Genomic DNA, 11,630 nt, shown 5'->3' with positions numbered 1-11,630 from the left:
TTATAATGCATTACTTATATTTATTTATAGCAATTTTAATAGAACTTTTTGCTTCAAGTATGTTGAAATTATCAGAGGGATTTACAAAATTTTACCCTGCTCTATCTTCTATAATTGGCTTTGCTATATGTTTTTACTTTTTAGCCCTATCTCTAAATAAAATAAATCTAGGAGTTGCCTATGCAACTTGGTCAGCTGTCGGTATAGTTTTCACTTCTATTATTTCTGTTTTAATTTTTAAAGAAAGTATTAATGTTACTACTATACTAGGTATTATTCTAATTGTTGTCGGTGTGATTATCGTAAATTTATTTGGAAATGCTGGTCATTAATAAAATTATTTTTAAAATATATTATTTAAAAAAATTATGTAAGTCTTATCCTTGCATATTTTTTTTACAAAAAGTCCAAGACAAATAGAATAAAATTTTATTTTTTGCTATAATAGAGAAAGTTACAACTAGGTTTAAATTCCTAAATACAATTAATATGGAGGGATAGGTAAAATGATAAAATTAATAGCAACCGACATGGACGGAACATTTCTTAATAGTGAACATAAGATTACAAAAGAAAATTTAGAGGCGGTAGAATACGCTAGAGAAAATGGCGTAGAATTTTTAGTAGTAACCGGTCGTGCTTATTACGAAGCCTTAGAAGTAATTACAGCAGCAAATTTTAAAACGGAAATATTAACCCTAAACGGAGCTGTGAATTACGACACCAGTGGCGAGATTACAAAAATTTTCCCCTTGGATATTAAGGATATTAAGTTTATTATTAATGAATTAAAAAATATTGGTATCACTTGTAAAATTTATACAAAAAACTGCCTATACACAGACAGTATTCAAGAATATATTCAAGCCTTTATTGATTTGGTAAAAGGACAAGGTTTTGAACCAGATGTTGAAGGCCTTACTAAGGAAGTTTTAAGAAGAAAAGACAAGGGGCATATAGTCGAAGTTGCTAATGTCGAAGACTATATTAATCTTGCTGACAATCCAACAATAAAAATAATTGTTCTTCATCAAGATAGAAAAAAATTAGAAGAAGCTAAAAACTTACTAGAAAAAAATACTAATATCGAAATTACTTCTTCAGGTTACAACAATTTAGAAATTATTAGTAAAGAGGCGTCAAAGGGAAATGCCCTGATAGATATTTGCAAGAAAAAGAATATAGACCTAGAAAATGTTATGAGCCTAGGAGATAATCTCAACGATATTTCCATGTTAGAAATTTCAAAATATAGTGTTGCCATGAAAAATGCCACTCCTAAAGTTAAAGAAAAGTCAAAATACATTACAGAATTTGATAACAATAATTCTGGTGTCGGACGTATGATAAAAAAATTATTGAAAGAAGTAAATGGTATCTAAAATGGAAATAAATAAAATTCTTATAAACAAGGCAATTGAAGCGACAAACTTTGCCTACGTTCCCTACTCTAAATTTCGAGTTGGTGCTGCCCTACTTGCAAAAAATGGTAAGATATACACAGGTTGCAACATAGAAAATGCCAGCTACACACCCACCAACTGTGCAGAGCGTACAGCAATATTTAAGGCAGTAAGTGAGGGCGTTAGAGACTTTGAAAAAATAGCCGTAGTCGGAGGTCCAGACGGAAATTTATTAGAAACTTGCTCGCCGTGTGGTGTGTGTAGGCAAGTTATTGCAGAATTTGCCGATGAAAATTTTAAAATTATTCTAGGAAATTCGCATGATAATTTTAAGGTCTATAACTTTTTCGAGGAAGTTTTACCCCTTAGCTTTTCAAAAAAAGATTTGGAAAAATAAAATTTATTAGAATCTTGTTCACCGTGTGGTGTGTGTAGGCAAGTTATTGCAGAATTTGCCGATGAAAATTTTAAAATTATTCTAGGAAATTCGCATGATAATTTTAAGGTCTATAACTTTTTCGAGGAAGTTTTACCCCTTAGCTTTTCAAAAAAAGATTTGGAAAAATAAAATTTATTAGAATCTTGTTCACCGTGTGGTGTGTAGGCAAGTTATTGTAGAATTTGCCGATGAAAATTTTGAAATTATTCTAGGAAATTCGCAAGATAATTTTAAGGTCTATAACTTTTTTGAGGAAGTTTTACCCCTTAGCTTTTCAAAAAAGGATTTAGAAAAATAAAATTTGTTAGAAACTTGTTCACCGTGTGGTGTGCGAAAAATATTAAAAAAACAACAAAGTCATATTCTAAAATGAGAATTAATAGCTAGAGAATTGAAAATAATAAATGAATAAATAAAAAATACAAAAACTTATTAAAAAATATTGACAATTAGTTTTTTAGAAGATATAATTTAAAAAATAAACAAGGTGAGGTGATTAAAACTAATTTTAGCTATTATAAATATTTAAAGTATTAATTATATATTAAATAATTAGGAGGAAATAAAAATGGAAAATCAAGATACAGTGTTAAATTCTGAAAAAGAAGTTGTTTTTTCTGTAGATTCATCTGTTATTGAAATTGAATCATTACCAGAAGTAAAAGTTACAGTAAAATGGTAAAATCAGGACTTGGATTTATTCCGAGTCCTTTATTATAATATAGGAAATTTTATATATGAGATTTATTCTTAAAAGAAATATGATAATTATAAAAATAAAAATAGATGAAATATATTATAAGTTTTTAGTTGATACAGGTTCTGAAAGAAGTTTTATAGTGAGAAATAAGAACATTGAGAAATACAAACAAAATATTTTAGAAAAAATAAAAGTTAAAGGAATTGGAGGAGAAGAATTTTTAAAAAATAAATACATATTTCCAAAAATAAATATAGATAATACAATTATTCATAAGGTAGAGATTTTAGAGAAAAAAAGAAATAGTTTATTTTTATATTTAGGAATAGATGGAATATTAGGTTGGGACATATTAAAAAAACTAGATTTGCTTATTGACATAAAAAATAAAATATTCAGCCTTGTAACAGAAACTACTCAAAATAAGAAAATAGGAACGCCTATCATATCAGACAAGCAATTAGTAATAGAAATGAAATATAAGAATGATTTGCATAGTGCTTTGATAGATTTAGGAGCTACTGAATCATTTGTAACTCAAGAAGTTTTCAACAACTATGATGTTATTTGGGAAAGAAATATTGTTCTAGGAATAAACGGTATTAAATTGATTAAAGTAGCAACAATTAAAAATATTATTTTAAACATTGCTGGAATAGAATATAAATCTAGGAAACTTTTAATTAAATCAGAAAATTTTAACTGGAAATTTAAATTAGGAATGGATTTTTTTGAAAATAGAAAAATTTTCCTGAAAAATTCAATTAAGGAGATGGTTATAGTTGAATAAAAATTATTTAAAAGAGCTATTGTTGATTGGAAATGGATTAGGTCAAATTGGAAGTAGTGTCTTATCTTTTGCATTAGGTTTATATATTTTTAAAGTACTTAATTCAGTATTTTTATATAGTTTATCACAAATTATCGCTCCCTTAGTAGCCCTATTATTGCTTCCTATTCTTGGTAGTATTGTTGATAAATTTAATAGGAATAAAATTATAAAATTTTCTCAATTTGCAAGTTGTATAGCATTAGTATTATTTTATTTACTGAATGGAGAAAATGAGGTAAATTTTGCTAATATAGTCGTGTTGCTGATTATTTTGAAGATTTCGGATCAGTTTCTATCAACTACACTTACTGCATCAACGAGTAGTCTAATAAATGAAAAAAATATACAATCATTTCGTTCCCATCTACAATTGATTCAAGCAGCAAGTATGATTTTATCTCCAATTATAGCAGTTTTTATATATGATAAATTATCTATTGCTGGAGCAGTTATAATATCAGCTGTTATAGAATTTTTTGTTTTAATTATTTTTTGGAATATAGACTTTAAATATAATAAAATAAAAAATAGTACTAATAATTCACTATTATTCATGTTTAAAGAAGGAATGAAATTTATTTTTAGCTATAAAAAAATAATATTTGGAATGTTATTTGTTTTAGTAATAAATTTTATAGTTGGTGTAATAAATGTAGGTCTTCCATATTTGCAAATACAGGTATTAAAATTTTCAAATACTGCTTATGCAATAAATGATAGTATTTTTGCAATTGGTCTTATATTAGGAGCATTAATTACAACAACAATAAATACCAGCACAAAGTTAAGATTTGCTAGATATTCTATTATTCTTATGGGGATAGTAACACTTATTTTAAGTGGTCTTTTAGGATTAGATTTTTCTAATAATACATGGTATTTTGTAATAGCTATGTATTCAATGTCTATAGCGCTTTTTATGACTATAGGAAATATATTGTTATCAAGCTGGTCTATGATTAAAATTCCTAAAGAATTCCAAGGAAGAGTATTTGCTATATTAAATACCGTTACCCAAATAACAATGCCTCTAAGTATACTAATATATGGATACATGTTTGCTAGGCTAGATGCAGGGATAATATTTTTTGTTTCAGCTGGTATGTTATTGATAGTTTCTATACCTATTCCCGGGATATTTAAAATAAATCTAGCCAATGATGAATTGGAGTGATTATTTATGAAAGTTAGTATGGTAAAAGAAATTTTAGAAATTACCAGTGAAGAATTAGAATATTTTTATAATATTATAAATAATAGTTTGAATTTTTCACTTGGGAGAAGTTTAGTATTTTTGAAAGATACAAGAAAGTTACAGTCCTTGTCGATTTATTCTTTGTATCCATTAATGTTTAGGGAAAAATTTAATTTATCAAATAAACAATTGGAAGAATTGATTGTATTTTCTCATAATCATTTTACATCATTATTTTTATTAGATAAAATTTATGATTCGCAGAAAATTGACGAACCTCTAGAATTATTACTTTTATTAGAACAATATTCAATAAATATGAAGTATTTGAGTAATTTTCCAGAAGATGTATATATTATAGAAAATGTTGCTAAAACATTGGCAAGCTTATTTAATGAAAAATACTCTTATGAATATAATAAAATTCTAAATTTGCAAGAAGAAGAAAAATATGTGCATAGTAAATATTCATTTGCAAAAATTGCTTTGTACCTATATCATAAAATATCAAAAGAATATATGAGTGAAGAAATAATCAATGAATTGTATGAATCACACGACAAGTTTGCATATGGAAGGCAGATTTTAGATGATCTTGAGGATTTCATAGATGATTATAAAGCTAAACAATTTAATATTTACGTAAATAGATATTATATTGAATATGGAGAAGAAACTATACCAAAATATGATAAAAAGTTATTTCTTAATTTGATTTTAGAAGCAAAAAAATACTTTATAGAAGCTAAAGAAATATTATCACAAGAATGTATATATTGGCAGAAATATATACATTTTTATATAAAGAATTGTGATAGATACATATTAGACAAATAAATTAATTGGTAAAACTAATAACAAGCAACATGGACGGAAAATTTCTTAATAGTGAACACAAGATTACAAAAGATAATTTAAAGGCGGTATAAGACTCTAGAAAAAAATTGCGTATAATTTTAGTAGCAAGTGGTCGTACCTATTACGAAGCCTTAGAAGTAATTACAGAAGCAAATTTCAAACCTAAAATTTCAAGCCTAACCAGAGATTAAAATTTTGAAATTATTCTAGGAAATTCGCAGGATAATTTTAAGGTCTATAATTTTTTCGAGGAAGTTTTACCTCTTAGCTTTTCAAAAAAAGATTTAGAAAAATAAAATTTATTAGGAACTTATTCGCCATGTGGTGTAAAAAAATATTTAAAAAATAAAAAACGTCTTAAATTATAATATATAATTTAAGACTATTTTTATAGAAATTATTACTTGACATATAAAAAATTTATTTATATACTTATAAAAAATAAATATTAAAGGAGATAATTATGTACAATAAATTATCAATAAAAATTGCTATTTTATCAATATCAATATTTGTATTTTCCCATGTTGCTATTGCCCCAGCCATACCAAAACTATATGATTTATATCATTCTAAAAATAATAGTATTGGTTTAGCATCAGTGGAAAATTTAGTTACCATTCCTGCCATGATGATTACTATTTTTGTAATTCTAAGTAATTTTGTAATTGCTAAGCTTGGTAAAAAAAATACAGTTCTACTGGGTTTAATATTGATTCTAATATCTGGTCTTGTATCTTTTATAACTACAAACTTTACACTTATATTTATTTGTAGGCTGCTTTTAGGTATAGGTATTGGGCTATATAATTCCTTATCAATTAGTATAATTAGTGATTATTACGAGGGTGATGTTATGGCTAGTATGATTGGCCTAAGAACAGCAACCCTAAACCTAGGAAAAGCTCTAACAACTCTTATAGCAGGCTATGCACTATTACTGGGAGCTAATTATACATTTTTAGTTTATCTATTAGTTATTCCTGTATTCTTTCTATTTTATAAATATGTACCCCCAGTTGAAAATAAAATAAAAAATATTAAATCTATTGTTATCTTCAATAGTGATACTTTTGTGCTAATGTTAATAAGCTTTTTTGGAGGAATTAGCTACATAGGTGCAACAATAAAAATACCAACACTTTTAGTTACAAAATATCAATACTCAAGTGTTTTAGCAAGTAATTTGCTAACAGCTTTAGCCTTTAGTGGAACTATTATAGGTATCATATTTGGTAAATTAACAAAAAAACTAGGATTTAAAGTATTATTACTCATGAACGCCTTAATGGGTATAGGAAATTTACTCTTTACTCTAGCTAATAATAAAATATTATTTTATGTTGGGGCTCTCCTAATAGGAGCTGGTTTCGTTGGTTTTGTATCATCTGCATTTTTCTATATTTCAAAAACATATAAGTCAAATCAAATTAATTTTGTAGTAAGTATGTTTCTAACTGCTGGAAATATTGGAGTTATAATAACACCTCTAGTTTTAACAAAATTATTAGAAAAATTAAATATAGATTTATTTATAACTCCTTTTTACATTACAAGTTGTGTAATTCTTTTTAATTTAGCTCTATACTTCAGATTAAAAGGAAGATAAAAATTTTATAACTAATTTGTAGATTTTAAATTAAAAGTAAAAAGTCTCTGTCAATTATGTCGATAAAAAATAATAAAGAATATTTAGTTAGAATTTTTTTATATTCACTAAATATTATATATAGAGCAAAAAAGACTACTATTTTAGTAGTCTTTTTTTATGAAAACATTTCTTTTAAAGCTTCTGCGTCCATATTTTGTACTAATTTTATAGATTGGTCTGCTACTTTCATAAATGCTGTGTCGTCTTGAATTACAGAGGCACAAATGGAACCTTGCACCGTAGTAAAGAACCATTCACTTATATTTTCACTAACTTCTGCATCAATACCTACATTTTCGATTGATTCAGCCAATAATTTTTTCCAACTTTTTAATATGTCAGAGCATTTTTCTGCAACTACTGGAGCTTGCCCGATAGTTTCTAAGGCTAGTAGGGTCAGTCTAAAACTTGGGGTTCCGTATACTTTTTCCTTGTGTTTAAATAAATCTACTAAAGTAGTCAATGTACATGACAAATTTTCACACGAAGCTACAGCATTTTTAAATTTTTTTTGAAATTCTGCATCTATCTTATCAAGAGATGAACCTATCATATCATCTTTTCCTTTTGGAAAATAGTAGTACATACTCCCTTTAGGAGCTTTAGATTTTTTTATAATATCTTGGATACTTGTACCTGCATATCCATTTTTCTGAACTAATTTAACAGTTTCTCTGATAATATTTTCTCTTGACTTATTATTTAATGTCATCCTTATTCTCCTTAAAGGATAATTCGCAATCAACATTATATTATAAAAATTATAACATTTTCATATATATTAATCAATCTATTTATTACATTTAAAAATTTTTTATCTTATTATTTATAAAACTTTTTACATCATACCAGTTTGTAATTGATACATTTTGTAATAAGTTCCCTGCTTAGCTAGTAATTCTTCGTGGCAACCAGATTCTATTATTTTTCCCTTGTCTAAAACGTAAATACAATTTGCATCTTGAATAGTAGATAAACGGTGGGCAATGGCGATAGTAGTTCTCCCCTTACGCATTTTTTTTAGGGATTTTTGAATTAATTCTTCTGTTTCAGAATCTATGTTGGCAGTTGCTTCGTCTAAAATTAATATTTTTGGTGCTAGGGCTATGGTTCTAGCAAAGGCTATTAATTGTCTTTGCCCTGATGATAGGGTGCTTCCTCTTTCTGTAACCTTGTGATTATAGCCATCTTCAAATTCTGCTATGAAATTATGGGCATCAACAAATTTAGCTGCTTGGATAACTTCTTCTTTCGTTAGGTTCTCAGCAAAAAGTTTTATGTTTGATTCAATATCTCCGTGATATAAAAATGGGTCTTGCAAAACTAAACCAACTTTTTTTAGTAGTTCATCACGTTTGAAACTTTTAATATCGTGTCCGTCTATTAATATTTGTCCCCTATCAAATTCGTAAAATCTCATAAATAAATTTATGATAGAAGATTTACCTGAACCTGTATGACCGACAAAGGCAATAGTTTCTCCCTTGTTAGCTTTGAAACTAATATTTTTTAAGATGTCGTGCTGACCGTCATAACTAAAACTTATATTTTTAAATTCTATGTTACCTTCTTCAATTTTTATATCTTTGTCAAATTGTTTTGGTTCGTAATTATTTTCATCAACTACATCAAAAACACGTTCTGCTGATACCACAGACATCTGTAATGATGAAAAACTTTGTGTTAGTTCTATTAGCGGGTCGAATAATCTATTCACATATTGAATAAGAGCATACATTATCCCTGCTGTAAAACCTAAATACTCTCCCCTAAAACCAAAGTACATAAGTAAAATTGCATAGGCGACAATTTTTAAAAGCGACAGAGCTGGTCTTAATAACAGACTATCTATTTTTAAATATTTTATGTAGTAGTCATTGTGTTCAGCATTTGTTTTTTCAAAATCTCTTATCAATCTTTCTTCTTGGCGAAAAGATTGGATAATTCTCATTCCGTCTACACTTTCTGCAAGTTTGGCATTAATGGTACTTAGTTTACTTCTTGTTATTGCTACGGCACTAACTGCTAATTTTCGATAATAATACATACAGGCAAAAATTATTGGCATTAGGAGTAGCATTAAAAATCCTAACTGCACATTAAGTGTGAAAATAGAATATAAACTCACAAAAATTAAAAAAGTTCCCCTAATAAAACTACTAAAAATTACACCGAATATATTACTTATTGCTTCTGTATCATTAGTAATTCGAGATACGACAGAACCAGCAGCTACCTTATCAAAATATGATATTCCTAATTTTTGAATATTTGCAAAAGCATCGTTACGTAAATCTCTTACTATACCGAATGAGACTCTGGCAAAAGTAGTTTTCCCAATATAATTAAATAGGGCTTGTAATAAATATAGCAGATAGTAGGCTACTAAAATCATTACTACCGTATTTTTAAAAGCAAAATTTTTCCCAATAAAATTATCAATAAAATATTTTGCAACTCTAGGTATAATTGCTTGTATTATGGTTGTTGTAAATAAGGCTAACAAGGCTACTACTAACAATAATTTATAATTTTTAGCGTAAGACATTAATCTTTTAAATACCTGCCATTGTCTAGTGGCTGATGGAATATTTTTTTCTTCTTCTTTCAATTCTATTCCTCCCCTTCCAATGTTTGTTCTATCTGTTGTTTGTGATAAGTTTTTGCATACCAACCATTATTTGCTAATAGTTGATTATGATTTCCTTTTTCTAAAATAGTTCCCTTATCCATAACAATAATTAAATCTGCATGCACAACTGCACTCAAACGGTGGGCTGTAATAATATTGGTTTTTCCCTCTCTAAGTGTACGTAAATTATTTAAAATTAAATCTTCTGTTTTGGCATCAACTGCACTCAAGCTATCATCTAAAATTAAAATTTCTGGATTTGTAATCAAGGCTCTACTAATTGCAATACGTTGTTTTTGTCCGCCAGATAAGACTACTCCACGTTCACCAACTATGGTATCAAAAGTAGCTGGCATAGAAATTATATCCCTATAAACTCCGCTCCATCTTGTTGCTTCTGCAACTTCTTCATCAGATAAATCAGGATTAGCAAATTTTACATTATCTCGAATTGATGCTGAAAATAATATTTGGTCTTGGGGAACATAACCTATTAAACTTCTTAAATCTGATAACTTATAATCATTTATATTATGATTATTTAATGAGATATTTCCCTTACTTACATCTCTTTCTCTAAGTAATAATTTTAATAGGCTTGTTTTTCCTGAACCAGTTGGACCTACTATACCCAGTGTTGCTCCTTTTTCTAAAGAAAAATTTATATTTGCAAGTGTCGTAACATCTTCATAAATAAATTCTTCTATATTATATTCTAATTTTCCATTTGCTATTGTTAGATTAGAATTTTCGTTGCTATCAACATCACTTTCTTCATTCAATAATTTTTCAATTCTTCCATAAGAAGCATTACCTCTTTGTATGATATTGAATAAATATCCCATAGCAAGCAAGGGCCAAACTAACATATCAAGATAGGTAATAAAAGTTACCAAGTTTCCTATTGTTATTTTATCAACAGATACAAAATAACCTCCCATAGTTAAAGAAATTAAATAACACAAACCTATAAATACCAAAATGGCTGGGTCGAATAAAACATCATATCGCATAGTTTTTAAATTTTTTGCATAAGTTTTATCATTAGTTTGCTTAAATTTCTCTACTTCTTGCTTACCGTAGTTAAATGCTTTTGTAACTTTGATACCCTTAACACTTTCTTGAACATTATTATTAAGTTCAGAAAATGAATTTTGAGATTCTTTGAAACTTAAATGAATTTTTTTTCCTAAACGATTAGTTGCAAAAGATAAAAATGGTAGGGGGATTAAAACTAATAAAGTTAATTCCCAAGATATACTTATAAACATTGTTAGCAGGGTTACAAAGGCAGTAATTGTTGCATCAACTGCTGACATAACTCCAGCTCCAGCAGTTTGCGTTACGGCATTTATGTCGTTAGTCGCATGAGCCATTAAATCTCCAGTCCTATATTTTTGATAAAATGACGGCGACATTTTTGTAAAATGAGAATAAAGTTTATAACGCAAAATTTTTCCCAGTCTACTAGACGAACCAAATAAATTTACACGCCAGATATAACGTAAAAAATACATGGCAAGAGCAGACAAGAGTAAAACAAAAACATCTATAAGCAACTGAGAATCTGTTAAATTACCGTCTGTAATTCCGTCTATCACGATACCTATAATTTTTGGTGGTATTAAATTTAAAATACTAACTAATATCAGTGATGATATGGCTATAATATATTGCTTCTTTTCAAGTTTTAAGAACCAACTCAATTTTTTTATGAGATTCATATAAATTCCTTTCTTCAAATTATAATGCAATAATTATTATAACAACTTTTACAAAAAAAAGTAAAGATTAATTAAATTTTTATTTAATAAGTTTTTATTTTTATAAAATTTTTTCCTAAATATTCTATTGCTAATTTATTTTATAAATTTTTATTTAGAATTTTGTCTAAAATTTCTTTTATATTTTTTTAATTAG

At 27.2% G+C, this 11,630-nt stretch carries 10 protein-coding genes; 7 read left to right on the top strand and 3 right to left on the bottom strand.

The annotated features are described in order from the left end of the window. The first annotated feature begins 5 nt into the window (after positions 1 to 5). The 7 genes from KMP12_RS03140 to KMP12_RS03110 all read left to right on the top strand — a co-directional run bounded on the left by KMP12_RS03140 (position 6) and on the right by KMP12_RS03110 (position 7,036). Positions 6 to 332 (top strand): DMT family transporter, encoded by a 327-nt coding sequence (locus tag KMP12_RS03140; RefSeq protein WP_215756290.1) that lies wholly within the window; start codon positions 6 to 8, stop codon positions 330 to 332. 174 nt (positions 333 to 506) lie between these two features. Next, entirely contained in the window at positions 507 to 1,382 is an 876-nt protein-coding gene (locus KMP12_RS03135) for a Cof-type HAD-IIB family hydrolase (RefSeq protein WP_215756289.1), read from the top strand. 1 nt (position 1,383) lies between these two features. Then, positions 1,384 to 1,800, top strand: a complete 417-nt coding sequence (locus KMP12_RS03130) for a cytidine deaminase (protein WP_215756288.1) — start codon at positions 1,384 to 1,386, stop codon at positions 1,798 to 1,800. Between the two features lie 779 nt (positions 1,801 to 2,579). After that, complete coding sequence (locus tag KMP12_RS03125) at positions 2,580 to 3,332, top strand: pepsin/retropepsin-like aspartic protease family protein (protein WP_215756287.1); 753 nt, start codon at positions 2,580 to 2,582, stop codon at positions 3,330 to 3,332. Then, positions 3,325 to 4,548 (top strand): MFS transporter, encoded by a 1,224-nt coding sequence (locus KMP12_RS03120; protein WP_215756286.1) that lies wholly within the window; start codon positions 3,325 to 3,327, stop codon positions 4,546 to 4,548. Before KMP12_RS03125 ends, KMP12_RS03120 begins: the two co-directional genes overlap by 8 nt. Before the next feature lie 6 nt (positions 4,549 to 4,554). Then, positions 4,555 to 5,406, top strand: coding sequence for a hypothetical protein (locus KMP12_RS03115; protein WP_215756285.1), 852 nt, complete (start codon positions 4,555 to 4,557; stop codon positions 5,404 to 5,406). A 484-nt stretch (positions 5,407 to 5,890) separates the two neighbouring features. Beyond that, positions 5,891 to 7,036, top strand: a complete 1,146-nt coding sequence (locus KMP12_RS03110) for an MFS transporter (protein WP_215756284.1) — start codon at positions 5,891 to 5,893, stop codon at positions 7,034 to 7,036. Positions 7,037 to 7,193: 157 nt separating this feature from the next. On the opposite strand, the gene KMP12_RS03105 is transcribed toward KMP12_RS03110, so the two are convergent. From KMP12_RS03105 to KMP12_RS03095, 3 genes are all read right to left on the bottom strand, one after another. Further along, the gene (locus KMP12_RS03105; protein ID WP_215756283.1) at positions 7,194 to 7,790 is read right to left on the bottom strand and encodes a TetR/AcrR family transcriptional regulator; all 597 of its coding nucleotides are present in this window, start codon (positions 7,788 to 7,790) and stop codon (positions 7,194 to 7,196) included. Positions 7,791 to 7,916: 126 nt separating this feature from the next. Then, positions 7,917 to 9,626: an ABC transporter ATP-binding protein gene (locus tag KMP12_RS03100; RefSeq protein WP_215756310.1), complete on the bottom strand. Its 1,710-nt coding sequence runs from the start codon at positions 9,624 to 9,626 to the stop codon at positions 7,917 to 7,919. Positions 9,627 to 9,691: 65 nt separating this feature from the next. After that, positions 9,692 to 11,434, bottom strand: a complete 1,743-nt coding sequence (locus KMP12_RS03095) for an ABC transporter ATP-binding protein (RefSeq protein WP_215756282.1) — start codon at positions 11,432 to 11,434, stop codon at positions 9,692 to 9,694. Positions 11,435 to 11,630: the final 196 nt, after the last annotated feature.

Origin of the sequence: Gemella sp. zg-1178 (genome assembly GCF_018790995.1) — a bacterium.
Taxonomy (GTDB): domain Bacteria; phylum Bacillota; class Bacilli; order Staphylococcales; family Gemellaceae; genus Gemelliphila.
The sequence above is the reverse complement of the archived record's forward strand: the minus strand, read 5'-3'. Positions and strand labels throughout refer to the sequence as shown.

Excerpts from the sequence above, each read along its gene's own strand:
- KMP12_RS03115 (WP_215756285.1), top strand. The coding sequence starts at position 4,555 with ATGAAAGTTAGTATGGTAAAAGAAATTTTAGAAATTACCAGTGAAGAA.
- KMP12_RS03140 (WP_215756290.1), top strand. The coding sequence starts at position 6 with ATGCATTACTTATATTTATTTATAGCAATTTTAATAGAACTTTTTGCT.
- KMP12_RS03130 (WP_215756288.1), top strand. The coding sequence starts at position 1,384 with ATGGAAATAAATAAAATTCTTATAAACAAGGCAATTGAAGCGACAAAC.
- KMP12_RS03095 (WP_215756282.1), bottom strand. The coding sequence starts at position 11,434 with ATGAATCTCATAAAAAAATTGAGTTGGTTCTTAAAACTTGAAAAGAAG.
- KMP12_RS03105 (WP_215756283.1), bottom strand. The coding sequence starts at position 7,790 with ATGACATTAAATAATAAGTCAAGAGAAAATATTATCAGAGAAACTGTT.
- KMP12_RS03125 (WP_215756287.1), top strand. The coding sequence starts at position 2,580 with ATGAGATTTATTCTTAAAAGAAATATGATAATTATAAAAATAAAAATA.
- KMP12_RS03135 (WP_215756289.1), top strand. The coding sequence starts at position 507 with ATGATAAAATTAATAGCAACCGACATGGACGGAACATTTCTTAATAGT.
- KMP12_RS03110 (WP_215756284.1), top strand. The coding sequence starts at position 5,891 with ATGTACAATAAATTATCAATAAAAATTGCTATTTTATCAATATCAATA.
- KMP12_RS03100 (WP_215756310.1), bottom strand. The coding sequence starts at position 9,626 with ATGTCTTACGCTAAAAATTATAAATTATTGTTAGTAGTAGCCTTGTTA.